This is a genomic window from Pseudomonas sp. Z18(2022), from assembly GCF_036346535.1.
Classification (GTDB): Bacteria; Pseudomonadota; Gammaproteobacteria; order Pseudomonadales; family Pseudomonadaceae; genus Aquipseudomonas; species Aquipseudomonas yamanorum_A.
The window spans coordinates 455,703-481,772 of record NZ_JAOTOA010000001.1; the positions used below are offsets into that span (position 1 = coordinate 455,703).

The window sequence follows — 26,070 nt, forward strand, 5'->3', positions numbered from 1 at the left end:
CATGCCCGCCTCCCAAACCCGTCCTACCCCCGCGCCACTCCTCAAGCCCGGTGAAACCGTGGTGTTGTTCGATGGCGTGTGCAAGCTGTGCAATGGCTGGGCAAGGTTCCTGATTCGCCATGACCGCGACCACCGCGTGCGGTTGGCGGCGGTGCAATCGCCCGAGGGCCAGGCGCTGCTGGCCTGGGCCGGATTGCCGCTGGATCAGTTCGACACCCTCGCCGTGATCCGCGACCGGCGCTGTTGGGCGCGTTCGGAGGCGGTGTTCGAAATCATCGCGCAACTGCCGGCCCGCTGGCGCCCATTGCTGGTGCTGCGCGCAGTCCCGCGTGTCCTTCGGGACTGGGCGTACGACCGCATCGCGCGCAATCGCTATCGGCTCTTCGGAAAGTACGACACCTGCCTGTTGCCGGATCCCGATCATGAACAGCGCTTTTTGAAGGCCCAGCCATGAACGCCCTGGTGCGCATCAACTGGATCGCCCGGAGATGCTCAGGGAGGCGTTTAATTCGGTGTCGCTGAATGTGGCGGGGTTGGCGTTGTGTGGGGTGGCGTGGAATACCAGGGCTGGAACGTAATCTTATCCAGCCCTTCTATACCAGCAGCCCAACCAACTGCCACGGCGTCATCTTCGTCACCATGATCATCACGATCACAAACATCCCCAAGAACCCGAAAACACCCATCCAGAACCATTTGCGGTAAACACCGGCGTATCCATCATCAAGCACCCTGCCCGTCTCAACCGCACTCAACGCCATTTGCTGCAAACGCTTCTGCAACACCAGCACCGGCAGCCACAGCGCCCCCACGCACAGGAAGATGATCAGCGAGGTCAGCACCCATTCCGTGGTCAATGGCAGCCCGGTAAGCCTGATCAGCAGGAAGCCCGTGATGATCTGGATAAAACCCGCCGGCGTGGTGATCCAGGTATCGAACCGCACCACCATCCGCGCCACATGGGCGATCACCTGCGGGTTGGCCGTACGGCTGGCGGCGATCAGGTACAGGTACGAGCCCATGCCGAAACCGAACAGAAAAATCGCCGCGAGGATGTGGATGTACTTCAAGCCCAGATAGAGCATGGGTCAGCCCTGCCCGTCGGAGAACTGCACGCTCAGGCTAAGGTTCGCCGGGTCGTTGATGGCGCCCATGTATTCGTCGACGGTGATTTCACCCACGCATGGCCGCGCGCCGGGTTCTGGCACGTAGCCCTGGGCAATTTTGATGGCGAGGGCCACGGCGGCGCAGCTGGGGATTTCCGGGCCTTTGTCATTCAGGGCCGTGAGTTGCACCGCCAGGGACAGCGGTTGCCCGTCTGTGCCGAGGCCGTGTACGTCGATGTACATCGCGCTTTTGCCATCGCCGAAGCGCTCGAACCAGGTACCCAGCCGGTGCAAACGTGCGGCCCAGGTGGCGTGGTCGCGCACGATTCCCATGCGCAGCGCCTGGGCCAGCAGGCCGTTGGCGACACCGCCCAGCTTGAGCCCCGCGCCGGCCTTGAAGCTCAGGGTGTGGGCACCGTAGCGGCTGGCGAAGATGTCCATATCGGGCACGTCCACGTTGGCCAGGACTCGTGTGCCAAGCTGGGGCAGCTTGCGCAGTGTCAGGTCCTGCCAGCCCAGCACTTCATGCACCTGGCCATTGCGCAGTTGCTTGATCGGTTTGCCCGCGTAGGCCAGCACGCCTTCGACGGTCGAGAGGCCCGGCATCTTGGCGGAAGAGGAAATGCCATGCGCGATCGAGTCGATGCGCGTGAAGCGATAGCGGTACTGATCGATGATCGCAGACGACAGCGTCGGTACCGAGCTGCAGCCACTGAGAATAGCCACGCCCGCCAGTTTGGCCTGTGCATCCAGCACGCCCACACCGTTGACGAAGGTGCGGCAGTCGGACAGGTCGCAGTAGTTCACGCCTGCGTCGATGCAGCTCTGGGCGACGGCATAGGATTGCCCCTGGAACGGGCCGCCGGTGTGGATCACCAGCTGGATGTTCATCGACGGCAAAACAGCGGCGAACCCGGCGCCCATGGCATCGCCGCACCAGCCTTCGCAGCCTGCGGCCGAGTGGCTTTTGAACTCATCGACTTTGCGCTGCAACTTGTGTGGGTCGCGGCCCGAGATCACCAGTTCGATGCCCGGCGCCAACGCCAAGTGCCGGCAAACAATGCTGCCGAAATTGCCGTAGCCACCGACCACCATCACCCTGAGTGTCATTCCATTCTTCCCTAAAAAATCGATCATGCGCCGAGTCTGAGGCAGACTGGCGCCATAGGCGGCTGAATGCCCCTACCCGCCAGGCGTTGCGGCCCGGTCTTCCAGCTTTCGCCTCAGCCGCTTCAGGTGATGATTGACGATCAGCTTGTGCGCCGGGCCAACCGGCAGCATGTAGAGGCGCCCGTAGGTGTTATGGGTGACAACCGATGCGGTGATCGTCAGCACGCGCTCGGCGATCGCAAGACAGATCATCACGTCCAGGTGCCGGTCACGCTCGGTCAGCACCAACATGTCGCGGGCACAGTGCTCCACCAGGAAGAAGTCCAGCCGGTCACCCACCTGCACCGTCTCGCGCCGGGTGCCGGAGAACCCGCCGATGCGCTTCACGCCAAACATCGACGAAATCCCGTCCCTGATTCGGAACGCCTGGCGCAAGAACGGCCCCGGTTCGCCGGTCATGATGTTCCAGGCCTCCAGTGCGGTGATGTCAGCTGGCAGCGGTACCGACCGGGTGTCGTAGTAATCAAGTTCGGACGGTGCGCGCAGCGTGTGAACAACATGGGTAATCGCCAATAGTCTCTTCCCTGTTCGCTCGGCTAGAGCGGTTGGCCTGCATCAATACGATTCCCGTCCGGGTCTTCGAACACAGGTGAAATCGGCGGCAGGACGGCGCCGGCGAGGCAGAGGTTATTTTGCGTGAAGGCTGAAGTAAAGAGAGGAAAGGCTTGCCGTGTTTCGGGAGTGGCTTTCCTCTCTAACGTTTTTCAAAGGTGGAACGCCGCCGCCTCCGCGCCCTGTGGAGCCGCCTCAACCTTCACCTTCAACGCAATCAACAACGCCGCCAGCAGCATCAACACCCCCGCCGCCACAAACACACCGTCGATCCCCCTGAAACTGAACATCGCGCCCCCCGCTGCCGCCCCGGCGGCAATCGCCGACTGCACTGACGCCACCACCATGCCGCCGGCGCTTTCGGCCTGATCGGGCACCGCCCGCGCCACCCAGTTCGACCAGGCCACCGGCACCCCGCCAAACGCCAGGCCCCAGAGCATCAACAGCCACACCTGGCCCGTCACGCTAGCCGGCAACAGCGCCAGGGCGAGCGCCGCAACGCCCACCAGCGCGGGCATCAGCACCAGGGTGCCGCGCGGCAGACGGACCAGCAGCCATCCCGCCAGCAGCGTGCCGGCGAAGTTCGCCACGCCGAAGCCCAGCAGCATCAGCGCCAGCCCTTCGGCGCCGACACCGGTGGTGCTTTCCAGGAACGGCCGGATATAGGTGAACAGCGCAAAGTGCCCGGTGTGCACCAGCACACATCCCAACATGCCCACGGCGATGCCCGGGCGCAGCAGTACGTCGAGCACCGTTCTCAAGCGCGCAGTCCTGCGGGGTGCGAGCGACGGCAATGTGAACAGCTGGAAAACCAGCGTCACGCCGCCCACTGCCGCAGCGGCCAGGAACGCGCTGCGCCAGCCATAAAGACCACCCAAAAAGCTGCCCAGCGGCACTGCCACGACAGTGCCCACCGCGATCCCGCTGAAGATGATCGACAGCGCACGCGGCAGCAGCGCCGCCGGGACCAGCCGCATCGCCACCGCCGCCGCCATGCTCCAGAAGCCGCCCAGAGCGATGCCCAGCAGGACGCGCATCAGCAGCAACACCGTCAGGCTCGACGAGACCGCCACCAGCAGGTTGGAACAGATCATCAGCGCGCTGAAACCCAGCAGCACCACACGCCGGTCGATCCCGCGGGTCAGGCCCGGCACCAGCAGCCCGGCGAACAACGCCACCACCGCCGTGACCGTCACCGCCTGCCCGGCCAAGGCTTCCGACACGCCAAGTTCGGCCGCCATCGGCGTCAGCAAACTGGCCGGCAGGTACTCCGCCGTCAGCAAGCCGAACACGCCCATCGCCAACGAAAACACCGCCATCCAGGCGGGTGTCGCCGGTACGGCATCCGCATCACACACTCTGTTGCTCATCACCAGACATCCTCCAAACGTTATCGAGGCCGCAAGTCTAGGTGCGACGATCAGGATGATCTATGATGCGGAATCTTGAATCCTTTACCGAAACCCCGGAAATGATGCCGACCGAACCGTTCGACGCGTCCTCTGACCTTATCAACGAGCTGCTGCGCGGCATGCGCCTGAGTGGCGTCGAGTACCGCCGCATCCAGGCCGGGCCGGCATTTGGCTTGGGCTTTGCGGCCAGGCCCGGGCACGCCTACTTCCACCTTGTCGCCGCCGGCTGCGTCACCCTGCGTACCGAGGACGGCACCCTGTACGAGCTGACGCCGGGCAACGCGGTGTTCATCTCCCATGGGGGCGCCCACCAGTTGCTCTCCAGCCCGGAGGTGCCGGTGCAGGACATCGCCGGCTTCGACGCGGCGTCCCTCGGTGATGCGGTGTGTGCCGTGGATGCCCGGGCCGATGCGGGCGTGGCTCAAAGCGCCCTGCTCTTCAGCGGCTGCATGGAGTTTGAGCTGGGCAGTTTGCACGGCCTTGGCCGCCTGATGCCGGACCTGATGCTGATCGACGCCAAGGGCCAACGCTATCCGGGGCTGATGCCGATCCTGGCCGCCATGGAGCGTGAAGTCAGCAGCGCCCGCATCGGCTTCGCCGGCATTCTTGCGCGGCTGGCGGACGTGGTGGCGGCGATGGTGGTTCGCGGCTGGGTTGAATGCGCCTGCGGGAATGCCTCGGGCCTGGTGGCCGCGCTACGCGACCCGCGTCTGGCCAAGGCCTTGCTGGCGTTGCACCAACAGCCTGGGCGCGATTGGACGGTGGAGGAACTGGCAGCGCAGTGTCATACCTCGCGCTCGGTGTTCGCCCAGCACTTTCAAACCACCCTCGGCATACCGCCGCTGCGCTATGCCACCGAACTGCGGATGCGCCTGGCCAGCCAGTGGCTGACGCTGGAGCGGTTGCCAATCGAGACCGTGGCGCAGCGCCTAGGCTACAACTCCCAGGCGGCGTTCAGCCGGGCGTTCAAGCGCGTTACCGGGCAGCCGCCAGGGGCCAGCCGGCGACCGGCCAGCCCCGCGCCGGCTTGATGTCAGGCGGCTTGAGCCGCTAGCCGCATCAAGTCCGTGAACAGTTGCACAACCCGCTCATCCTCCACGCCCAACAAGCGGTCACCGACATAACACTCGGTCTTGCACCACCCCGGCACGTCTGTGGGTTCCAGGTTTGTGAACAGCCAATACCCGTGCTCTCGGGCAATCTCGTCGCGGGCGTTGAGCAGTGCCGCCCGGTCTGCGTCGAAAAACAGGTGGAGCATGTTCACCTGCGGCGTGCGCGGCAGAAGGCGAATACCGGGAATCGCCTGCAGGCAGGTCGCCAGGCTCAGGGTGCGTTGATAGCAGGCCTCCAGCATCCCCAGGCGTTGATCAAAGCGCATGGCCGCCGAGACCAGCATTGGGCTCTGTTTGATCAAGGTGCCCCCCATCCGTTGGCGCCACAGGCGTGCCTGTTGGATAAAGTCGGTATCGCCCGCCAGCAGCGAGCCGGCGATGCCACCGAGGCCCTTGTAGGCCGAGACATACACGGAGGAGAAACCTTCAACGATTTCGGCGTAGGGGCGCTGGTAGAAGGCCCGGGTTTCCCACAGGCGAGCCCCGTCCATGTGCAGCGGTGTACCCGAGGCCGCAGCGGCGGCCTTCAGGGCCTCCAATTCGTCCCATTCGGGCAACTGCCCGCCAATCTCGCGGGCCGGTAGCTCCACCACCAGGCAGCTCAGTGGCTCGGCCACCGCTGTCAGATCGTCGGCAACGATCGGTCGCAAGCGGTGACCCACGATCACCCCATGCAAGTGCAGCAAGGCCTGAAACGCTTGCTCTTCGTGCAGCTGCAAATGAGACGAGGCATGGATCCCGAAACGCGGCAGCCGGCGTCGTTCGCTCCAGAGGTTGACCGCAATCAGTTGCGCCATCACCCCGCTGGGCATGAATACCGCAGCGGGCTTGCCCAGCAGTTCGGCGACCTTGGCTTCAAAGCCTTCGATCAGCGCCCCGCCGCCATAATGGTCATGGGACACATGGTTGGCCTGGGCCCAATCCGCCATTTCCTGGAACCACTGGGCAGGCGTGGGCTCTGCAAACCCGCTGATCTCGGCCGTGCAGGCCGACTTGAGTTGGCGGCGTTCTTCATCAGTGTTTGGTATCACGGTAGAGCGCCTGTGCAGGGAGAAAGTAGGTTCAGGAATATCCGGCCCGTGAACGTATCAGTCCTTGACGAGCCTGGCCATGCGCAACCTGAAAAGATCATGCCCACTCACCACCACAATCCCCACCAGCACCAACACCGAGCCCACAATGAACGACGACTGCAACGTCTCGTCCAGTAACCAGACCCCAAACACCACGCCAAACAACGGCGTCATGAACGACAGCACACCGAGGCGCGAGCCCAGGTAACGCCCCAGCATCCAGAACCACACCAGCAGGCTCAGGAACGAGAACACCACCGTCTGGAACGCCAGGCTGGCGACGGTGATGGCCGAAAAATGCACCCCGGTTTGCCCGGTGGCCCACGCCAATGCAGCCAGGATCACAAACGCCCCGGCGAGCTGATAGAACAAGGTCAGTGGCGCCGGTGCCTCGGCCAGCCGCGAGCAGCGAATGGTGACCGTGGTCGCGCCCCACGCCGCAGCGCCCAGCAAGCCCAGCGCATCGCCCAGGCGTTGATCGGCCATCGAGGCACTGCTTTCACCGGGTGCAAAAAACGCGACGATCACGCCCGCAAACGCCAGTAATATTCCGCCCCACTGCACTGCCGTCAGGTGTTCACTGGGGAACCGGACGTGCAAACCGATGGCTGCAAAGATCGGCGCCGTGTACAGGAAAATCACCATGTGCGCGGCGGACGTATAACGCAGCCCCTCGCCGACGGCCACGTATTCCAGGGCAAACAGCGCGCCCACCAACAGCCCGCCGCGCCAGGTGTCGAGGTTCAAGGTCATTTTGTTCCGGCGCAGGATCAGGATCAGCCCCACCAGCACCGCCGCAATGCCGGAGCGCAGGGCGATCTGGAAGATTGGCGCAATATCCGGCGCGGCGACCTTGATCGCCACTTGCTGAAGCCCCCAGATGGCGCACATCACCGTCATGGTGACCGCTGCTGGCCCATCAATCGGCTGACGCTTATCCACGACACTCTCCCACCCACGTTTGTATGGGCGGAGTCTGCGATCTGCGGAACCGCTGGATATAGCGCCAAAACGACAAGCGATAGCGCACAATAGCCATTCGACCAGCCTCGTTGCGTGATCCTCATGAACAAGCCATTTGCCCACCGGGTCGTTGCGCCTTTCACTGATGAGCTGCCGGCACCGCTGTACTTTCGCGCCGCGCAGATGCAGGCCTTGACCACCTACCCGTGGCACCGGCACCCGTGGGGCGAGTTTGTGTATTCGTTCAGCGGCGTGATGGAGATCAAGCTGGCCGACGAGCACTTCATCGTGCCGCCGCAATTTGGCCTGTGGCTGCCGCCCGAGGCCGAGCACCTGGCGCTCAATCGCCAGGAGGCTTATCACTCTTCGCTGTATATCGCGCAGCCCTTGTGCGAGCACTTGCCGGACACCGCGTGTGCCTTGACGATCACCCCGTTGATCCGCGCCCTGCTCGACGACCTGCGGGCCTCACCGCCCGCGCCGCTACAAACCGAGGAAGACAGCCGCCTGCTCTACGTGCTGCTGGACAAGCTGAATCAAACGTCGCGGGTCGGCTCCTACCTGCCCGGCTCCAATGACCCGGTGTTGTCGCCCATTCTGGAAGCCCTGGAACAGAACCCGGCAGACGCCCGTTCCCTGGCCGACTGGGCGCGCCTGGTCAACGCCACCGAACGCACGCTGCTGCGACGCTGCCAGCGTGACCTGGGGATGTCGCTGAACCACTGGAAACAACGGCTCAAGGTGATGCACTCGCTGAGCCTGTTGCGAAGTGGCGTTACCGTCGAGACCATTGCGCTTGACCTGGGCTACAGCAGTTCTTCGGCCTTTATCAGCATGTTCCGCAAGCTCACGGGCGAGACACCCGATGAGTATCGCAAGGCAAAATTAGGCTCAGTCAAGGAAGGTTGATGCGGGGTTTTCTGACAAGAATTTCATACAGCTAAACTGTACAGTTTTCCTGCACGCATGCTAATGTCCGGGCATGAACGCATCTACCAACACTTCCGAAACCCAATCCGCCGCGGCCCTGGCCGCCGAGCTGCGCATCTCCCTGGGCAAGCTGATACGCCGGCTGCGGGAACAAACCCATCCGAATGATTTCACCTCGGCCCAGAAGTCGGTATTGCTGCGCCTGGACCGTGACGGGCCCAGCACCGTCTCGGCCCTGGCCCGGGCCGAGAGCGTGCGCCCGCAGTCCATGCGCATCACCGTGGCCGGGCTGGAGACAATGAAAGCCGTCACCGGCAAACCCGACCCCAGCGACGGCCGACAAACCCTGATCGACCTGACACCCGCCTTTCGCAAACACCTCATCGCCAGCCGGGCAGCCAAGGACGATTGGCTGCTGCGGGCGCTGCAAGAGCAACTGTCTGCCGAAGAACAGGCCGAACTTGCGGCGGCAGTAAAGCTGCTGGAGCGCCTCGCCGACTTTTGAACCACCCCTTCCCGTTTGAGGACATCCCATGGCCGTCACCTCGCTGGATCCCAACACCGCGCTGATCATCGTGGACCTGCAAAAAGGCATCGCCGAATACCCGCTCATCCACCCGATCGGCGATGTGGTGGAGCGCTCCCGCGCACTGCTCGACGCCTTCCGTGAACGCAGCTTGCCGGTGGTGCTGGTCAACGTCACAGGCTTTGCCCCCGGGCGCACCGAGCGGCCACGGCGCAGCGATGTATTTCCGGCGGGATGGGCCGACCTGCTACCCGCACTCAATCAGCAACCCGGCGACATCCTGGTGACCAAACGCACCTGGGGCGCCTTCGCCAGCACCGACCTTGAGGTGCAGTTGAAGGACCTCGGCGTCACCCAGGTGGTGATCACCGGTGTGGCCACCGGCACCGGCGTGGAGTCCACCGCGCGCCAGGCCTATGAAGCGGGTTTCAACGTGACCCTGGCCATCGACGCCATGACTGACGCAAACCCCGAGGCGCACCACTACAGCCTGCATCAGGTGTTCCCGAAGCTGGGGGAAACCGGCACGGCGCAAGACATCATCGGTTTGCTTGAAACGAGAGGTGCGTGACCATGCAGTGGCATGAGCTGGTGTCTTACTTCTTCGGCGGTGTGTTCCTCGCCAACGCGGTGCCGCATTGCGTCGCCGGCGTGATGGGCCAGGCCTTCCAGACGCCGTTTGCCAAGCCTCGCGGGCAAGGCCGGTCGTCCTCGACGCTGAATGTGTTCTGGGGATTTTTCAACCTGGCGGTCGGCTACGTGCTGGTCTGCCGGGTCGGGGATTTCGCGCTCGAAAGCACCTCTGATGTGCTCGCCCTCGGGCTTGGGGCATTGGCCCTGAGTGTGTTCCTGGCGCAGCATTTCGGGCGCTTCAACGGTGGTAATCCTTCAAGGCCGGTGTGAGTTCGATGGGCATTTTCCGCTCGCTGCGCAGCGTCAACTACCGCATCTGGGCCGTCGGTGCACTGGTGTCGAATATCGGCACCTGGATGCAACGCACGGCCCAGGACTGGCTGGTGCTGACCCAACTCACGCCGCATAACGCCTCGGCCGTCGGTATCGTCATGGCGTTGCAGTTCGGGCCGCAATTGCTGTTGCTGCCCTGGACCGGCTTTGCGGCCGACCACTACGACAAACGCAAGCTGTTGATGGTCACCCAGGGTGTGATGGGCGTGCTGGCGCTGATGCTGGGGGTGTTTACCCTTACCGGTTTTGTCCAGTTGTGGCATGTGTATCTGTTCGCGTTCTTGTCCGGTTGCGCCTCGGCGTTCGACGCGCCGGTGCGGCAGATTTTCGTGGCGGAGCTGGTGGGCGAAGCGGACCTTTCCAATGCCATCGCGCTCAATTCCACCTCATTCAACATGGCCCGCATGATTGGCCCGGCGGTGGCCGGCGTGACCATCGCGTCGGTGGGCACCGGCTGGGCCTTCCTGCTCAATGGCGCGAGCTTTTTCGCGGTGCTGGCCTCGCTGTTCCTGCTGCGGGTTTCGGGCCTGCACACCAGCCTGCGGGCATTGCGCACCAAGGGCAGCCTCACCGAGGGCTTGCGTTATGTGTGGGCACGGCCGGACCTGATGGCGATCCTGATCATGCTGTTCTTGATCGGTACCTTCGGCATGAACTTTCCGATATTCATCTCGACCATGGCCGTCACGGTGTTCCACGCCGATGCCCGTGGTTATGGGTTGCTGACGTCGACCCTGGCCATCGGCACCGTTGCCGGAGCGCTACTTGCCGCCGGTCGCGAGCGGCCGCACTTCAAGGCGCTGCTGATCGGCGCACTGGTGTTCGGGGTGGGTTGCACACTGGCGGCGATTGCCCCGAACTATTGGCTGTTCGCCGGGGCACTGGTGATCATCGGCGTGGGCGCCCTGACCTTCAGCAACACCACCAACAGCCTGATGCAACTCACCACCGAACCGTCCATGCGCGGCCGGGTGATCGCCCTGCGGGTGGGCGTGGCGCTGGGCGGCACACCGATTGGAGCACCGATTGTGGGTTGGGTGGCCGACCATCTGGGCCCACGCTGGGCACTGGCGGTCGGCGCAGCCTCAGGCCTCCTGGCGGCCGGGGTGGCGATCTACACCATGACGCGCAAACTGGATCGGCCCAAAGAGATCTGACCGTCCAGCGTAGGAGCTGTCGAGCTTAAGCGAGGCTGCGAAGAGGCCCTGTCAGGCGATACAGATGTCGCCTGCCAATCCGCCATCGCAGCCTCGCTAAAGCTCGACAGCTCCTACAGTTGATCTTCTCAGCCTTGAACAGCGTGCCCGCCTGGCTGACGAGGCTGCGGCCAAACGTACCTTTCCCGCTGATGTCTGTGCGTGGGAGCTGTCGAGCTTAAGCGAGGCTGCGAAGAGGCCCTTTCAGACGATAGAGATGTCGCCTGCCAATCCGCCATCGCAGCCTCGCTAAAGCTCGACAGCTCCCACAGTTGATCTTCGCAGCCTTGAGCAATGTGCCCGCCTGGCTGACGAGGCTGCGGCCAAACGTACCTTTCCCGCTGATGTCTGTGCGTAGGAGCTGTCGAGCTTCAGCGAGGCTGCGAAGAGGCCCTGTCAGGCGATAAAGATGTCGCCTGCCAATCCGCCATCGCAGCCTCGCTTAAGCTCGACAGCTCCTACAGTTGATCTTCGCAGCCTTGAACAGCGTGCCCGCCTGTCTGACGAGGCTGCGGCCAAACGTACCTTTCCCGCTGATGTCTGTGCGTAGGAGCTGTCGAGCTTCAGCGAGGCCGCGAAGAGGCCCTGCCAGACGATAGAGATGTCGCCTGCCAGTCCGCCATCGCAGCTCGCTAAAGCTCGACAGCTCCCACAGTTGATCTTCGCAGCCTTGAACAATGTGCCCGCCTGGCTGACGAGGCTGCGGCCAAACGTACCTTTCCCGCTGATGTCTGTGCGTAGGAGCTGTCGAGCTTCAGCGAGGCTGCGAAGAGGCCCTGTCAGGCGATAAAGATGTCGCCTGCCAATCCGCCATCGCAGCCTCGCTTAAGCTCGACAGCTCCTACAGTTGATCTTCGCAGCCTTGAACAGTGTGCCCGCTTGGCTGACGAGGCTGCGGCCAAACGTACCTTTCCCGCTGACGTCTGTGCGTAGGAGCTGTCGAGCTTCAGCGAGGCTGCGAAGAGGCCCTGCCAGGCGATAAAGATGTCGCCTGCCAATCCGCCATCGCAGCCTCGCTAAAGCTCGACAGCTCCTACAGTTGATCTTCTCAGCCTTGAACAGCGTGCCCGCCTGGCTGACGAGGCTGCGGCCAAACGTACCTTTCGGCTGATGTCTGTGACTCAAGAGATCGCGCGCGCCAACAATCCTGCGTAGGAGCTGTCGAGCTTCAGCGAGGCTGCGAAGAGGCCCTGCCAGGCGATAAAGATGTCACCTGCCAGTCCGCCATCGCAGCCTCGCTTAAGCTCGACAGCTCCCACACTGGTTCTCTCGCGTATCATCCCTATCCTCCCCGCCCAAGGAATCGTCATGCCTTCAACCAAACGCGACAGCGCCCGGATCGAACGTCGCCTGGTCACGACCCTGACCCAAGCCTGTGAAATCGCCAAGGCCGAAATCACCGGCTTCGACTGGCTGACCCACGAAGTCGATTACGCAGCCTTCGCACAAAGCCTTCGGGTGGTCTGGGTATTTGATACCCGGGCGAACAAGGAGCTGGCCCTTTCAACGGGACTGGACGGGCGTATGCGCGAGCTGACCGCCACGGCACTGGAAGACGCCGGCGTGGATCGCCCCGCTTCGGAGCGCTATGTTCGCTTCGACTCCGAAGAAGAATGCCACCTCCAGCATGGCGGCGATTGGCGCCTGCGCGTGGCCAGACTGTATGCCGTAAAGGGGTGAAGCCTTGGCTAAAGATATCGAGAATCCATGTGTCTCAACCTGCCAGCTCAGTGGTGAGCTGTGCGTGAGTTGTGGACGCACCAAGGACGACATCCGCAAATGGAAAAAGATGAAGCGGCCAGAGAAGATGGCCGCTGTGCAGCGTGCAACATTGCGCTTGAAGACGTTGAAAAAGGCCAAGTGAGCCCCTCAGATTCAAGCCCTCACGTACGCCCCACCGATCCCGTCACCGGCAGGTTCCCCAACAGCTTGAGCCCGGTGGTCTTCACGAACGTCGCGTAGTCCATCGGCTTCTCGATGCGGGTTTCAGCGTTGGGCAATACGTAGGCCCAGGCGCGCTGGGACGATACGTCGTACACCAGCTTGAACAGGCGGGTCGGCACCCACACCTTGTTGTCGCCGATGGTGCTGTAGCCCGGGTCAAACAGCGGGCCGGTGAACACGAAGACATTGCCGTCGGCACGCTTGGCAAACTTGCGCACGTCCGCCTCGACCTTGCTCCAGATCTTGCGGTTGTTGGTGGGGTCCTGGGGCACCATGTTCGACAACGCGAAGGATTGGGCCATGGCGTTGGTGCTCGGCGCATCGGCGGCCGGGGATTGATGGCCGCGGTCCACGGCCGGGTGTTGGCCACGGTAGTCACTCAACTCGGCGCGTGCGCCCTTGGGAATGCGCGGGTCCGGGTAGAACTGGTTGGTGCGCTCCTCGCCTTTGGCGTCCTGCAACTGGCCGGCGTTCAGGCGCTCGACCACCACCAGCGGGGTCTTGCTGGTTTGCGAATACAGCACCGCAAAATTATCGGAGCACAGCGCCAGGGGTTTCATGGTGGCCGGCACGGTGGCGGTGTTGATGGGTTGCCTGGCCGGGAACAGGTCGGCGCAACTGTCGAACGACGGCTTTTTCTGTTGGCTTGAATAGAGATCCAGGGCCGCGCCCTGGCCAATGGAGCCCGAGCGGGAAGTGTGTTGCGGGTGCGGCGTGATGAGGTCCAGCAGGCCACGGGCTTGTGCCCCGGTGGAGAGCAAAACAAGGGCCGACAGCCCAACTGCAATTTTGCGAAGGTGCATGGGTTAAATCTTCAAATGGGAGGGAGGAAAAAACGTACCGCGAGGCTCTATTCCGAGCCACACGACCGCTGACAGTCGTGCGGGGGTTATTGACCGTCACCCATCACATTAGTTGCCGGGTACCGTTACTTCACCGGTATATACGAATACCCGCGCACCATGGTTTTCCCTTCGTTCGCCTCCCGCTTGCGAATCTTCTCGAACATGTTCTCCTGGGTGTACTCAACGAAGTATTCCTTACCCGGCTCAACCGAGAGCATCAGGAATACGTTCCGGGCATTCGGACGTTGCCCGGCAGACACCTTGTGCACGCCCGGGCTGACCAGCACCCAGGAATAGGTCTCGCTGCTCAGCCCCACGATTGCGCTGTCATCGATACTGAACACGCTGTCATAGAAGCTGCCCTGGATAACCTGGGTCCGCATCATGTAAACCAGCGCCTTGCCCGCAGGCGGCGCCGGAGGTTCGAAGTAAGGTTGGCTGGTGCTGGTATGACCACACCCGGTCAGCAGCATGAGCAACAGGACCGCGATACTTTTGATGAATCTGCTCACTTGGCCTGCCCCAATAGCTGGTTGATCACCGGTGCCATTTTTTCCTCGACCGTCTTGTATTTCGACAAGTCGAAGCCGCCCTCGCCCGTCAGGTTGTAGTGCGCAACGCCAATGGACTGCTCGCCTTTGTAGAGCTGAACGCTGGCATCGGACAGGTAGGCAGAAAAGTCCCAGGAACGAATGGCGGTGTAGGTCAGGCGGTATTCACAGTTGCCCGGCACCGGCGCGGCATACAGCCGGCTCTCAATGTGGTGTTTGCGCAGCAGCGTTTGCAGGCCATCGACAAAATCCCCTACCACTACCTTGGGGTTCTCTTCGATGCACAGCTGGGAGATTTTGTATTGAGGCGCGACAGGGTCCACCTTGACGTTTGTACACCCGGCCAAGGCCAGTAGAAGGCCTGCCGTAAGGGCTCTGGACAGCATGTTCAATCCCTGAATCAGAAGTGATATCAAAATAATGGCCACATGCTAGCTTGACGCTCCTTGGCGGTCAATTGACAGTGACTGATAGGTTTGAAGATAAGCCCGCAGCAGCCGGATCACCTGCTGTTCCAGGCCGGCCTCATAGGCCGGCGTCGCATTGCCCTCCAGCAGGGCTCGCACCGGGCCCACCACCGCGCTGATCGAGATGGCGGCGGTCAAGGATGGGTCTTCAAAACGGGCATCCGATGCCGTCGCCAGCATCGCCGCAACGGCGGTCACCATCCGCTGGCCGATACGCGCGACAAGCTCTGCACCGCCCCGCTCCCCCGCAATGGCATAGAGGGCTTTGGACGCCGTCGGGTCCATGAGCTTCACCGCCAGAAAAGCCGTGACAAACCCCGACGCCATTTCCGCCACCGTGGTGCCCTGATGTCGATCGCACGCCTGCTCGACGGTCTCGGCCACGTGCACCAGATGCTTTTCCAGCACCGCCGCGAGGAGTGCATCGCGGTTCGGATAGTACTGATACAGACTGCCCACCGACATGCCCGCCCGCTCGGCCACGCGAGTCGTGGTGCACCGCACCAGGCCCTGGGCGGTCAAAACCTGAAGGGTTGCCGTGTGCAGCGCGTCGACCGTCGCCGCCGACCGCGCCTGAACCGCTGATTTTCTTGGCTTTAGTGAGGCTTTGGGAGGGCTCATGGAATGCGAATTCTAAACCTGAAGGATCCTTCATATTATAGGCTTCCTCCCGTCAAGCAAGAGCCACAGCCATGACCCGCTCAGGAAACCGCAGCACCTTCACTCTCGGCGATCGCAACGTCAACCGCATAGGTTATGGCGCCATGCAACTGGCCGGCCCCGGAGTATTTGGCCCGCCAAAGGACCGTGATGCGGCGCTGGCCGTACTGCGCGAGGCCGTCGCATCCGGCGTGAACCACATCGACACCAGCGATTTCTACGGGCCGCATATCACCAATCAGATTATTCGCGAGGCACTGCATCCGTACATAGACGGCCTCACCCTCGTCACCAAGGTGGGCGCCCGTCGAAGCGACGATGGCGGCTGGCTCAACGCCTCGTCGAAGGCCGAGCTGACCCAGGCGGTACATGACAACCTGCGCAACCTGGGCCTGGACGTGCTGGACGTGGTCAACGTGCGGGCCATGCACGGCGTGATGGGCACTGCCGAAGGCTCGATCGAAGAGCCCCTGAGTGTCATTGCCGAGCTGCAACAGCAGGGGCTGATACGCCATATCGGCATCAGCAACGTCACGCCCACGCAGGTGGCCGAGGCGCGAAAACTCGTGCGTTTCGTGTGTGTGCAGAACCTGTACAACATCGCCCATCAACACGATAACGCGCTGATCGACGAGCTGGCCCGGGACGGCATTGCCTATGTGCCGTTCTTCCCGCTGGGCGGGTTCTCACCGGTGCAGTCGGCGGTGTTGTCGAACGTCGCGCAGCGGCTTGGCGTAACACCGATGCAATTGGCGCTGGCATGGTTGCTGCGTCGTTCTCCCAATATCCTGCTGATTCCTGGAACGTCTTCGGTCACCCATTTGCGTGAAAATATCGCGGTGGGCGAACTGCAGCTTTCGGACGAGGTTGTGGCAGAGCTGAATACTATCGCGGGCTGACCCTCAGGCCAGCAGCTCGGTAATCCACCGGGCTTGTTGTGCGACCTCATGCACCTTGTCCTCGGGCACTGCCTGCCGCGCCTGGGCAAAGTCCTTCAGGGTTTGCTGTTTGTGGCGCAGGATGCGCTGCCACTTGAGCAGGAACTGCGGGCTGCGGGCCTGCATTTGCAACGGGCCGAAGTACAACTCTTCGGCGCTGTAGATCACAGGCGCCGCGCGCTCGGCCACGATGATTTCGTAGAAGAAGCGGTTTTCCCGCAGCAGTTCCTCGCAGACGATGGAGTAAGCGTTTTCCATCAGCCATTGGCGCAAGGGTTGCTCGCCGCCGTTGGGTTGCAGCACCAGGCGCTCCTGGCCGTTGAGACGCGCCTTGCCGTTGTCGAGGATGTCGCGGATGGTCTCGCCGCCCATGCCGCAGATGCTGATCGCAGTGATCCCGTCTCCCGGCTCGATGGCCGCCAGGCCACTGGCCAGGCGCACGGTGATGTGTTGCTCCAGTTCATTTTCGCGCACCGTACGCTCGGCCGCGCGGAACGGCGTCAACGCCACCTCCCCCGCCACCGCTGCGGCGATCGCCCCGCGACGCATCAACGCCACCGGCAAGTAACCGTGATCGGAACCAATATCCGCCAGATGCGCACCAGCGGGCACATGCGCTGCCACGCGCTCCAGGCGCATGGACAATGTGTGTTCGTTCAACTGCCGTTCCTTTTTGCCGCGATAGGGCTGATCGGTTCAGGATAACTGATGGGGTATGCTTGCTCACCGCACAATTGCATGGAAGAGGTGATCGATGACGTCATTCAGGGTTCGCGAGCTGAGCAGTACGGACACCGAAGCATTGCTGGCATTTGAAACACTGAACCGTGAGTGGTTCGAGTCGCATATCGATGCCCGCGCTCCGTCGTTCTACTCCCTGCAGGGTGTGGCCGAGCATATCCAGGCCTACCTGGCCGACTTCGCCCTCGGCGCCTGGCACCCGTTTGTGATCGAAGACGCCAGCGGCGAAATCGTCGGTCGCGCCAACCTGAAAAGCATCGACTCACCGAAGGGTTCTGCCGAAGTCGGTTATCGCGTGGGTGAGCGTGCGTGCGGCCAGGGCCTGGCCACCCAGGCACTCAAGCATCTGATCCAGCAGGCACAGGCACGCTGGGCGCTGACGCAATTGGTGGCCTATGTATTCCCGGAAAACGTGGGCTCACAAAAAGTGCTGCAGCGCTGCGGATTCGTGGCTGAACAGCCTGCACCGGGCGACCAGGCGCCTGGCGAAAAGCGCTTCGTCCTGACGATCCAGGCCTGAAGGCGCGAACCTTTACCCGGTAAACACCGTCCGAGCTAAGGCATTGATGCCTACCGCTCGCCACGAGGTTTCCGTTTGAAAGCTGCCATCATCAAAAAATACCGCCTGATCATCAAGACCATGGGCTATGTGGGCTGGGCGCTGTTCTGGCTGCTGCTCTGGGATATCGCCGTCACCGTGGACTTCATGCTGTTCCTCAACAGCAAGATCAACCTTCCACTGATGCCGCTGACCTTGCTCGGCTCGGCCCTGGTGGTGCTGATCAGTTTCCGCAACAGCAGTGCCTACAACCGCTGGTGGGAAGCGCGCACGTTGTGGGGTGCGATGGTCAACAATTCCCGCAGCTTCGCCCGCCAGGTCCTGACGTTGCTGGATGACCCGGGCCACGAGATCAACCCGATAAAAGCGACCTTGTTGCGCCGTCATGTGGCCTATGTGAACTGCCTCGCGGCGCACCTGCGGGGCCAGCCGTGCCCGGAAGAAATACGTGCATTCCTGCCGGCCGCCGAGTTCACCCGCAGCGCCACCACCAATAACTTTGCCAACGACATCCTCAACGGCTCCGCGGCGCTTTTGGCCCAGGAATACAAGGCCGGGCGCCTGGACAGCATTCGCCTGGCACGGCTGGAGTCGACCCTGGTGGACTTGTCCAACAGCCAGGGCGGCATGGAGCGCATCGCGAATACGCCGCTGCCCTACCCTTACGTGTATTTCCCACGGCTGTTCATATCGCTGTTCTGCCTGATCGTGCCGGTGGGCCTGGTGGAATCCCTGGGCTGGTTCACCCCGCTGGCCTCCACGGTGGTGGGTTTCATGCTGCTGGCCATCGAACGTATCGGCACCGATTTGCAAAGCCCGTTTCGTGACAGCGAGCACCAGATCCAAATGGAAGCGCTCTGCGAAACCATCGAGAAAAACCTGCAGTCGATGCAGCGGGATTCCCTGGGTGGCGAGCGGATCAGTTGATCCTTGCCGGGCCGATAACAAAAAAAACCGGCCAGTGGTGAATTATTCAGTGTCCGCATGTATCTGACCCATTAAGCGCATGCCACCAAAACAGTGGCATCGAAATGGACCTGCGGTTGAGTATTCCCATGAAATCACGCAAGAAAACCGTCAATCCGATTGGATTGGATGACATCACCATTGTTGACGACGCCAAGATGCGCAAGGCGATCACCGCCGCGGCGCTGGGCAACGCCATGGAATGGTTCGACTTCGGGGTGTACGGCTTTGTCGCCTATGTGCTCGGCAAGGTGTTCTTCCCCGAGGCATCCCCCAGCGTACAGATGATCGCTGCGCTTGCGACCTTCTCGGTGCCCTTCCTGATTCGCCCGCTGGGCGGCCTGTTCTTCGGCCGGCTGGGGGACAAATACGGCCGGCAAAAGGTCCTGGCGGCGACCATCGTGATCATGTCCCTGAGCACCTTCGCCATCGGGCTGATCCCCTCATATGACTCTATCGGCATCTGGGCGCCGATCCTGTTGCTGCTGGCCAAGATGGCCCAAGGCTTCTCGGTAGGCGGCGAATACACCGGCGCCTCGATCTTCGTCGCCGAATACGCCCCGGACCGCAAGCGCGGCTTCCTCGGTAGTTGGCTGGACTTCGGCTCCATCGCCGGCTTCGTTCTCGGCGCGGGCGTGGTGGTGCTGATTTCTGCGGTGATCGGCGAAGAGGCGTTCCAGTCCTGGGGCTGGCGCCTGCCGTTCTTCCTCGCGCTGCCGTTGGGCATGATCGGGCTCTACTTGCGTCATGCGCTGGAAGAGACTCCGGCCTTCCAGCAGCATGTGGAACAACTTGAGCAGGGCGATCGCGAAGGCCTGGCGGGCGGCCCGAAAGTGTCGTTCAAGGAAGTCGCCACCAAGCACTGGCGCAGCCTGATGACCTGCGTCGGCGTGGTGGTGGTGACCAACGTCACGTACTACATGCTGCTCACCTACATGCCGAGCTACCTGTCCCACAACCTGCACTACAGCGAAAACCACGGCGTGTTGATCATCATCGCGATCATGGTCGGCATGTTGTTCGTGCAGCCGATGATTGGCTTTGTCAGCGACAAGATCGGGCGCAAACCCTTCATTGTCGTTGGCAGCATCGCACTGTTCCTTCTGGCCATTCCGGCGTTCATGCTGATCAACAGCGGCAAGCTCGGGCTGATTTTCTCGGGGCTGCTGATCATTGCGGTGGTGCTCAACTTCTTTATCGGCGTGATGGCCTCCACTTTGCCGGCGATGTTCCCCACGCACATTCGCTACAGCGCGTTGGCCAGTGCCTTCAATATCTCGATCCTGGTGGCCGGCCTCACGCCGACGGCCATGGCCTGGCTGGTGGAGACCACCAACAACCTGTACATGCCGGCCTATTACCTGATGGTGTTCGCCGTACTGGGCCTGTTCACCGGCCTCACCATGAAAGAAACCGCCAACAAGCCCCTGCGCGGCGCGGCACCGGCGGCTTCAGACCTTGAGGAAGCCAAGGAGCTGCTGCAGGAGCATGAGGACAATATCGAGCAGAAGATCGAAGACATCGACGCTCAAATCGCCGAATTGGAAGCCAAGCGCGAGAACCTGGTGCAGCAGCATCCACGTATCAACTGACGCAACATATTTGGAAACGAATAGACGGTGAACTAACGCGCAAGCGCCAGGCTCCTTCCTTAAGCGCAGTCAGCGCGGCCCTGATAAACCTCATCAGGGCCGCTCAACGATAAGGAGCCGCCCGTGACCGTCACCCCCGCCCTCACCCACCGCTGCACGCCTGGCCCGCTTCATGCGACCTTGCTTGCCGGTACCGTCCCGCTGTTTCTCGGCGCCTTGCTGAGTGACATTGCCTACTACCAGACCTTCCAGATCCAGTGGAGCAACTTCGCCGCCTGGCTGATCGCCGGCGGCCTGGTGTTCTGCGGGCTGGCGTGGCTGTTTGCGCTGGTCAACCTGTTGCGGGCCGACCGCAAGGCCGGGCGCCCTACCCTGTACTTCCTGCTGTTGCTGGTCACCTGGGCGCTGGGATTGGTCAACGCCTTTGAACACGCAAAAGATGCCTGGGCCGTGATGCCTTCGGGCGTGGTGCTGTCCGCGATCGTGACCCTGCTGGCCTGCGTGACCACCTGGGTCGGGCTGACCAACCTGCGCTCGGGAGGTGACCAATGAAGCATTCCAGCACACTGACAATGTTGAGCATGGCGATGCTGTTGAGCGCCTGCGGTGGCGAAGCCGACAGCACCCAAGCCCGCGGTCCCGATCCCAAGCTGCCGGAGCCCCAGCGCGGCCTGTTGCCCAGCATGAAGATCGCCGAACCGGTGGCCTGGGGCGAACAGAAACCCACAGTGCCCGAGGGTTACAGCATTACCGCCATCGCCACCGACCTGCGGATTCCGCGCCAGACCCTGGTACTGCCCAATGGCGATATCCTCGTCGCTGAAGGCCGCGGCGGCAGTGCGGCCAAACTCAAGCCCAAGGACGTGATCGCCAGCGTGATCAAGGCCGAGGGCAACACCAAGGTCAAGGGCGGCAACCGCCTGACGCTGCTGCGCGACGCCGACGGTGACGGCACCTACGAGCTGAAAACCGTGTTCGCCGACAACCTCAACGCGCCCTATGGCCTGGCCTTTGCCGACGGCAAGCTGTACGTGGCCAACCAGGATGCGCTGGTGCGCTTCGACTACCAAGACGGCCAGACCAAAGCCGGCGGCCCGCCCACCACCGTCACCGACCTGCCCGCCGCGATCAACCATCACTGGACCAAATCCCTGGCGATCAGCCCCGATGGCCGCTCGCTGTATGTCGGCATCGGCTCCAACAGCAACATCACCGAGCGCGGCATGGAGGTGGAGATCGACCGGGCAATGGTCTGGCAGATCGACGCCGCCACCGGCGCCCACAAGCCTTACGCCACCGGCCTGCGCAACCCCACCGCCTTGACCATTCAACCGGGCTCCGGCCAGGTGTGGGCGGTGGTCAACGAACGGGATGAGTTGGGCCCGGACCTGGTGCCGGATTACCTGACCTCGGTGCGCGAAGGCGCGTTCTACGGCTGGCCGTACAGCTACTGGGGCCAGAACGTCGACACCCGCGCCCAACCGCAAAACCCGGCCAAGGTCGCCGCCGCGATCAAACCGGATTACAGCCTGGGTTCTCACGTCGCGGCACTGGGCGTGGACTTCTCCATCCCGGCCATGGGCGAGAAATTCGCCGACGGCGTGTTCGTGGGCGAGCACGGCAGTTGGAACCGGGACAATCCGGTGGGTTACAAGGTGATCTTCGTGCCGTTCAGCAACGGGCGGCCGTCCGGTGAACCGCTTGACTTTGCCACGGGCTTTCGGGGTGACGACGGCAAGACGCGCGGGCGGCCGGTGGGAGTGACCGTCGATCCAAAGGGTGCGCTGATCATTGCAGATGACCTGGCCAACACCGTGTGGCGGGTGACGCGCAATAAATGAGGCACGAATCTGCCAACGTGGTTGCCTTCCCGTGGAGCGTGGCGGTACCTTCGCCGCACTCACGAACAGGAAGGTAACCGCAATGCCAGACACCACCGACAACGGCTTCTACGATCGCGCGGATGCGCACATCGAGCTGTCAAACGAACAGTTCAGAGCGTTCGCCGACCTGGGCAAAGTCAGCGCCTCGATGATGTTTGGCACCACCCGCTTCAATGCCTGGGTCAGTGCTCGCAGCTTTAAATCCGGCGAAGAAATGGCCCAGGCGCGTGAGGCGATGCTGAAGTATTTCTGTGATCAGTACCGGATGATGCTTGAGGATAATCTTGATGATCACATCAATAATTTCAGCAAATACATGCTCGTAAAAAGCAGTTGAGCAGGCAGGTTGCCGCTCCCCATTCAGTGGGCGGCAACCGCAGGCTTGCCGTGGGCCCGATGCCCCGGCTTGAAGCCATGATTGCGAGCGGCCCACACAATCGCAAACCCCACCGCCAACAACACCAACATCGCCCACGGGAACGAAGCCACACCCCAGGTATCGAGCAACACCCCACCCACCACGCCGCTCCCGGCAATCGCGCTGTTCCACGCCACCACATTCAGCGACAGCGCCACATCGGCCCCGTCTCCGGCAGCATCCGCCAGCGCCGTTTGCAGCAACGTCGCCGCGCCACCAAAACTCAAGCCCCACACCGCCACACCGAGGTAGATCACCCCCGGCACCTGCGCCAGAAAACCGAACGCCAGGCACGTCGCCGCAAAGCCCGCGAGGCTGACCAATACGGTGTTGCGCAACGCCGCATCCACCAACCTGGCGGTCACCCAAATGCCCATCAGTGCCGCCACGCCAAACACCAGCAGTACCAGGTCCACCCGATCCACCAACCCCGCCGGGGCCACGAACGGTGCGATGTAGGTGTAGAGAATGTTGTGGGCGAGCATCCAGGCGATCACCACCGCGAGCACCGGCCGTACGCCCGGCGTGGTCAGCACCTTGCGCAAGGGCATGCGCTGATGGGCCGACTGGCCGGGGTAGTCCGGCACCTTCACCAGCACCCACACGATCAGCACCAGGGTCAGCGCCGACATGATGCCGAAGGTGGTGCGCCAGCCCACCAGGCCGCCCATCCAGGTGCCCAGCGGCACCCCGAGTGACAGCGCAATCGGCGTTCCCACCATGGCCAGCGCCAAGGCCTTGCCCTGTTGCTGCGGCGCCACCATGCGCCGCGCATACCCGGCCAACAAACTCCACGCCAGCCCCGCCGCCATGCCGGCAAGGAACCGCGCCAGCAGCGTCAGCCCGTAGTGGGAGGACAGCGCCGTGATCGAGTTGAACAGCAGGAAACCGACGATGGTCAGCAGCAGCACATTGCGCCGCCGCCAGCCGCGGGTGGCGATGGTCAGCGGGATCACCGCCAACACCGAGCCCAGCGCATAGGCGGTCACCATCTGCCCGGCCATGGACGCTGAAATTCCCAGGCCGTCGCTGATCAACGGCAACAGGCCCGCCGGCAGGGTTTCGGTGACGATGCAGATAAAACCGGTCATGGCCAGAGCGAGCAAGGCGCCGATGGGCAAGCGGTCGGGAACGGCGTCTGCCGATAAGGTGGTTGAGGGGGTCACAGGGAAACTCCTTGAACGAGAGGACTTAAATACCGATCGATATAAATGTTGGGCGCCCTACGAAGCGTTGTCAACGACTTATGTATCGACTAGTATTTATCTCATCACCCGAGAGGATTTCCCCATGGCACAGATGGGCCGCCCCCGCACCTTCGACCGCGACCAGGCCGTGGAACAGGCCATGCACCTGTTCTGGCAGCACGGTTACGACGCCACGTCCCTGAGCCAGTTGAAAGCCGGACTGGGTGGCGGCATCTCCGCGCCGAGTTTCTATGCGGCGTTCGGCTCCAAGGACGCGCTGTTCCAGGAGTGCGTGCAGCGTTACCTGGCGACCTTCGCCCAGGTCACCGAATGCCTGTGGGATGACAGCCTGCCGCCACGCCAGGCCATCGAGACCGCGCTGCGCCAATCGGCGCGCATGCAGTGTGAAGACGGCCACCCCAAGGGCTGCATGGTGGCGCTGGGTGTGATGAGCGCGCCCTCCCCCGAGAACACACAAGTGACCCACGGGCTGACCCATTCCCGGGAGCGCACCCGGGCGGGCATCGTGCATTGCGTGGAGCGTGGCATCCGCCTGGACCAGCTACCCGCCGAGACCAACGCCCGCGCCATGGCCACGGTCTACGACAGTTTCCTGCAAGGCGTGTCGATCCTCGCCCGGGATGGTGTGCACGCCAACACCATCGACGCGGCCATCGGCCAACTGATGCTGACCTGGGATTTATCCGCCGCTACAGCGCCGCCCACTCGGCGCGATGCTCCAGCAGAAAGTCGACAAACGCCCGCACCCGATGGGGCACGTAGCGGCCGTGGGGATACAGCAGGGTAAACGGCCGCGAACGCCCGCCGTAAGGCTGCAACACCTCCACCAGGCTGCCGCTGGCCAACTCTTCCTCGACGATGAATTTGTAGGTCTGGAACAGCCCGGCGCCATGCTTGGCCAGGGTCACGCCGCCGAGCACATCGTCGGAGCAGCTGTAACCGGCCTCGCCGGCAAACTCCCGCTCCTTGCCATCGACCTGGAACAACCAGGAAATACGCCGCCCGTTGCTCGGCAATTCGTACTGGATGCATTCATGGGCCGGCAAATCCTCCAGGGTCTGAGGCGTGCCGGCGCGCTGCAGGTACGCTGGCGTCGCGACCACCACCAGCCTGGCGTCTTCCAGCAAGCGCGCAATCAGCGTCGAGTCCGGCTGGGCACGCACGCGGATCGCCAAGTCGTAGCCTTCGGCGACGAAATCGATGTTGCGGTTGCTGATGTGGATATCCACGGTGACTTGCGGGTACAGCGCGCGGAATTTCGGCAGCAGCGGCAGGATGCGGTGATGGCCATAGGTGGTCGGGATGCTGATGCGCAACAGCCCGGACGGCACCGATTGCGCGCCCATCATTTCCTGCTGGGCTTCCACCAGTTGCGTCAGGGCCTGGCGGCATTGCTCGAAAAACGTCCGGCCGCCGTCGGTCAGGCGGATGCTGCGGGTGGTGCGCACAAACAGCCGCGAGCCCAGGCGTTCTTCCAGCCGCGAGATGCTGCGGCTCACCGCGGCCGGGGTCACGCCCGCCACCTGGGCGGCGGCGGTAAAGCTGCTGGCCTCGGCGGCGAGGCAGAACAGCTCGATGCTGCCCAGCTGCAAATCTTCGAAATGGCGCTTCATGATTGATTACACCGGGTATCGACTTAAGGATGCTCCCGCGCTATTTATCAGCACAGGCCGCATAAATATACAGCGCCACCCGCCCCACGCTTGCTTTCATTCCATGCACACCGCTAATCTTGCGAATAATTCTTATCCGCAGACACTCCCGCCATGTCCGCCAGCGACCTTCCCTTGAACCAGGCCGTCCATATGCTCTACGCCGAGCACCATGGCTGGCTGTTCGGCTGGCTGCGCAAAAAGCTCGGTTGCCCGCAAAACGCGGCGGACCTGTCCCATGACACCTTCGTGCGCATCCTCGCGTCCCGCGATGCATTGGGCGGCATGCGTGAGCCTCGGGCGTTTCTCACCACCACGGCGCGCCACCTGATCATCGACCGCGCCCGCCGCCGCCAGATCGAGGACGCGTACCTGCGGGAACTGGCGCTCACCGTCGACCTGCTGGAAAGCTGCCAGCAATCGCCGGAGCAGATCCTGCTGACCCTCGAAGCCCTGGAGCAGATCGCGTTCGTGCTCGACGGCCTGGCGCTGAATGCCCGGCAGGCGTTCCTGATGCATTTCCTGGAAGGGCTGCGCCAGGCTGAAATCGCCAGCCGCCTGGGGATTTCCGAGCGCATGGTGCGCAAACACCTGATGAACGCCCTGGTGCACTGCCACCACGCGCTGGATGTTTGAGCCG

Annotated in this window: 31 protein-coding genes; 18 read left to right on the forward strand and 13 right to left on the reverse strand. The window is 62.7% G+C overall.

Features of this window, described 5'->3' with window-relative positions; genetic code table 11:
• Position 1: 1 nt before the first annotated feature.
• Entirely contained in the window at positions 2-454 is a 453-nt protein-coding gene (locus V3W39_RS02110; protein ID WP_177121335.1) for a thiol-disulfide oxidoreductase DCC family protein, read from the forward strand.
• A gap of 139 nt (positions 455-593) precedes the next feature.
• On the opposite strand, the gene V3W39_RS02115 is transcribed toward V3W39_RS02110, so the two are convergent.
• The 4 genes from V3W39_RS02115 to V3W39_RS02130 form a co-directional block, all read right to left on the reverse strand.
• Positions 594-1,085 (reverse strand): DUF2269 family protein, encoded by a 492-nt coding sequence (locus tag V3W39_RS02115; RefSeq protein ID WP_330212123.1) that lies wholly within the window; start codon positions 1,083-1,085, stop codon positions 594-596.
• 3 nt (positions 1,086-1,088) lie between these two features.
• On the reverse strand, positions 1,089-2,216 hold the full coding sequence (locus tag V3W39_RS02120; RefSeq protein ID WP_330212124.1) for a saccharopine dehydrogenase family protein: 1,128 nt from the start codon (positions 2,214-2,216) through the stop codon (positions 1,089-1,091).
• Between the two features lie 72 nt (positions 2,217-2,288).
• The gene (locus V3W39_RS02125; RefSeq protein ID WP_177043991.1) at positions 2,289-2,789 is read right to left on the reverse strand and encodes a DUF2867 domain-containing protein; all 501 of its coding nucleotides are present in this window, start codon (positions 2,787-2,789) and stop codon (positions 2,289-2,291) included.
• 191 nt (positions 2,790-2,980) lie between these two features.
• Positions 2,981-4,198, reverse strand: coding sequence for an MFS transporter (locus V3W39_RS02130; protein WP_330212125.1), 1,218 nt, complete (start codon positions 4,196-4,198; stop codon positions 2,981-2,983).
• Between the two features lie 65 nt (positions 4,199-4,263).
• Between V3W39_RS02130 and V3W39_RS02135 the strand changes: the two genes are divergently transcribed.
• Entirely contained in the window at positions 4,264-5,271 is a 1,008-nt protein-coding gene (locus tag V3W39_RS02135) for an AraC family transcriptional regulator (RefSeq protein WP_330212315.1), read from the forward strand.
• 2 nt (positions 5,272-5,273) lie between these two features.
• Here V3W39_RS02135 and V3W39_RS02140 read toward each other — a convergent pair whose 3' ends face one another.
• Complete coding sequence (locus tag V3W39_RS02140; protein ID WP_330212126.1) at positions 5,274-6,383, reverse strand: threonine aldolase family protein; 1,110 nt, start codon at positions 6,381-6,383, stop codon at positions 5,274-5,276.
• Between the two features lie 57 nt (positions 6,384-6,440).
• Positions 6,441-7,367 (reverse strand): DMT family transporter, encoded by a 927-nt coding sequence (locus V3W39_RS02145; protein WP_330212127.1) that lies wholly within the window; start codon positions 7,365-7,367, stop codon positions 6,441-6,443.
• Positions 7,368-7,490: 123 nt separating this feature from the next.
• Between V3W39_RS02145 and V3W39_RS02150 the strand changes: the two genes are divergently transcribed.
• The 7 genes from V3W39_RS02150 to V3W39_RS02180 all read left to right on the forward strand — a co-directional run bounded on the left by V3W39_RS02150 (position 7,491) and on the right by V3W39_RS02180 (position 12,870).
• A complete protein-coding gene (locus V3W39_RS02150) occupies positions 7,491-8,297 on the forward strand; it encodes an AraC family transcriptional regulator (protein ID WP_330212128.1) in 807 nt (268 codons plus the stop codon).
• Between the two features lie 73 nt (positions 8,298-8,370).
• Positions 8,371-8,823, forward strand: coding sequence for a MarR family winged helix-turn-helix transcriptional regulator (locus V3W39_RS02155; RefSeq protein WP_177132080.1), 453 nt, complete (start codon positions 8,371-8,373; stop codon positions 8,821-8,823).
• Positions 8,824-8,851: 28 nt separating this feature from the next.
• Positions 8,852-9,415 (forward strand): isochorismatase family protein, encoded by a 564-nt coding sequence (locus tag V3W39_RS02160; RefSeq protein ID WP_330212129.1) that lies wholly within the window; start codon positions 8,852-8,854, stop codon positions 9,413-9,415.
• A 2-nt stretch (positions 9,416-9,417) separates the two neighbouring features.
• A complete protein-coding gene (locus V3W39_RS02165) occupies positions 9,418-9,747 on the forward strand; it encodes a hypothetical protein (RefSeq protein WP_330212130.1) in 330 nt (109 codons plus the stop codon).
• 5 nt (positions 9,748-9,752) lie between these two features.
• Complete coding sequence (locus tag V3W39_RS02170) at positions 9,753-10,967, forward strand: MFS transporter (RefSeq protein WP_177043999.1); 1,215 nt, start codon at positions 9,753-9,755, stop codon at positions 10,965-10,967.
• 1,347 nt (positions 10,968-12,314) lie between these two features.
• A complete protein-coding gene (locus V3W39_RS02175; protein WP_330212131.1) occupies positions 12,315-12,686 on the forward strand; it encodes a hypothetical protein in 372 nt (123 codons plus the stop codon).
• A 4-nt stretch (positions 12,687-12,690) separates the two neighbouring features.
• On the forward strand, positions 12,691-12,870 hold the full coding sequence (locus V3W39_RS02180; RefSeq protein WP_177044001.1) for a DUF1289 domain-containing protein: 180 nt from the start codon (positions 12,691-12,693) through the stop codon (positions 12,868-12,870).
• A 19-nt stretch (positions 12,871-12,889) separates the two neighbouring features.
• Here the strand turns inward: V3W39_RS02180 and V3W39_RS02185 are convergent, their stop codons facing one another.
• From V3W39_RS02185 to V3W39_RS02200, 4 genes are all read right to left on the reverse strand, one after another.
• On the reverse strand, positions 12,890-13,753 hold the full coding sequence (locus tag V3W39_RS02185) for a DNA/RNA non-specific endonuclease (RefSeq protein ID WP_177044002.1): 864 nt from the start codon (positions 13,751-13,753) through the stop codon (positions 12,890-12,892).
• 125 nt (positions 13,754-13,878) lie between these two features.
• Positions 13,879-14,268, reverse strand: a complete 390-nt coding sequence (locus V3W39_RS02190) for a DUF2846 domain-containing protein (RefSeq protein ID WP_218171048.1) — start codon at positions 14,266-14,268, stop codon at positions 13,879-13,881.
• 35 nt (positions 14,269-14,303) lie between these two features.
• Positions 14,304-14,732, reverse strand: a complete 429-nt coding sequence (locus V3W39_RS02195) for an Sbal_3080 family lipoprotein (RefSeq protein ID WP_177044003.1) — start codon at positions 14,730-14,732, stop codon at positions 14,304-14,306.
• 45 nt (positions 14,733-14,777) lie between these two features.
• Positions 14,778-15,434 (reverse strand): TetR/AcrR family transcriptional regulator, encoded by a 657-nt coding sequence (locus V3W39_RS02200; protein ID WP_330212132.1) that lies wholly within the window; start codon positions 15,432-15,434, stop codon positions 14,778-14,780.
• Positions 15,435-15,505: 71 nt separating this feature from the next.
• On the opposite strand from V3W39_RS02200, the gene V3W39_RS02205 reads away from it, so the two are divergent.
• Positions 15,506-16,372: an aldo/keto reductase family oxidoreductase gene (locus V3W39_RS02205; RefSeq protein ID WP_330212133.1), complete on the forward strand. Its 867-nt coding sequence runs from the start codon at positions 15,506-15,508 to the stop codon at positions 16,370-16,372.
• A gap of 3 nt (positions 16,373-16,375) precedes the next feature.
• Here the strand turns inward: V3W39_RS02205 and V3W39_RS02210 are convergent, their stop codons facing one another.
• Positions 16,376-17,071, reverse strand: a complete 696-nt coding sequence (locus tag V3W39_RS02210; RefSeq protein WP_330212134.1) for a tRNA (adenine(22)-N(1))-methyltransferase — start codon at positions 17,069-17,071, stop codon at positions 16,376-16,378.
• A gap of 94 nt (positions 17,072-17,165) precedes the next feature.
• Here V3W39_RS02210 and V3W39_RS02215 point away from each other — a divergent pair, with 94 nt between their 5' ends.
• The 6 genes from V3W39_RS02215 to V3W39_RS02240 all read left to right on the forward strand — a co-directional run bounded on the left by V3W39_RS02215 (position 17,166) and on the right by V3W39_RS02240 (position 22,489).
• Positions 17,166-17,672, forward strand: a complete 507-nt coding sequence (locus V3W39_RS02215; RefSeq protein ID WP_330212135.1) for a GNAT family N-acetyltransferase — start codon at positions 17,166-17,168, stop codon at positions 17,670-17,672.
• 75 nt (positions 17,673-17,747) lie between these two features.
• The gene (locus V3W39_RS02220; RefSeq protein WP_177044007.1) at positions 17,748-18,638 is read left to right on the forward strand and encodes a bestrophin family protein; all 891 of its coding nucleotides are present in this window, start codon (positions 17,748-17,750) and stop codon (positions 18,636-18,638) included.
• 128 nt (positions 18,639-18,766) lie between these two features.
• Complete coding sequence (gene proP, locus V3W39_RS02225) at positions 18,767-20,269, forward strand: glycine betaine/L-proline transporter ProP (RefSeq protein WP_177044008.1); 1,503 nt, start codon at positions 18,767-18,769, stop codon at positions 20,267-20,269.
• A gap of 123 nt (positions 20,270-20,392) precedes the next feature.
• Positions 20,393-20,821: a DUF2231 domain-containing protein gene (locus V3W39_RS02230; protein ID WP_330212136.1), complete on the forward strand. Its 429-nt coding sequence runs from the start codon at positions 20,393-20,395 to the stop codon at positions 20,819-20,821.
• Entirely contained in the window at positions 20,818-22,110 is a 1,293-nt protein-coding gene (locus V3W39_RS02235) for a PQQ-dependent sugar dehydrogenase (protein WP_177132099.1), read from the forward strand. The genes V3W39_RS02230 and V3W39_RS02235 overlap by 4 nt, the downstream gene beginning before the upstream one ends.
• A gap of 82 nt (positions 22,111-22,192) precedes the next feature.
• Positions 22,193-22,489 (forward strand): DUF3144 domain-containing protein, encoded by a 297-nt coding sequence (locus V3W39_RS02240; RefSeq protein ID WP_177115395.1) that lies wholly within the window; start codon positions 22,193-22,195, stop codon positions 22,487-22,489.
• 23 nt (positions 22,490-22,512) lie between these two features.
• Here V3W39_RS02240 and V3W39_RS02245 read toward each other — a convergent pair whose 3' ends face one another.
• Positions 22,513-23,736 (reverse strand): MFS transporter, encoded by a 1,224-nt coding sequence (locus V3W39_RS02245; protein WP_177044012.1) that lies wholly within the window; start codon positions 23,734-23,736, stop codon positions 22,513-22,515.
• A gap of 124 nt (positions 23,737-23,860) precedes the next feature.
• Here V3W39_RS02245 and V3W39_RS02250 point away from each other — a divergent pair, with 124 nt between their 5' ends.
• Entirely contained in the window at positions 23,861-24,565 is a 705-nt protein-coding gene (locus tag V3W39_RS02250; RefSeq protein ID WP_330212137.1) for a TetR/AcrR family transcriptional regulator, read from the forward strand.
• Here V3W39_RS02250 and V3W39_RS02255 read toward each other — a convergent pair.
• Positions 24,468-25,391 (reverse strand): LysR family transcriptional regulator, encoded by a 924-nt coding sequence (locus V3W39_RS02255; RefSeq protein ID WP_177044014.1) that lies wholly within the window; start codon positions 25,389-25,391, stop codon positions 24,468-24,470. The genes V3W39_RS02250 and V3W39_RS02255 overlap by 98 nt on opposite strands.
• 153 nt (positions 25,392-25,544) lie before the next feature.
• On the opposite strand from V3W39_RS02255, the gene V3W39_RS02260 reads away from it, so the two are divergent.
• The gene (locus V3W39_RS02260; protein WP_177044015.1) at positions 25,545-26,066 is read left to right on the forward strand and encodes a sigma-70 family RNA polymerase sigma factor; all 522 of its coding nucleotides are present in this window, start codon (positions 25,545-25,547) and stop codon (positions 26,064-26,066) included.
• Positions 26,067-26,070: the final 4 nt, after the last annotated feature.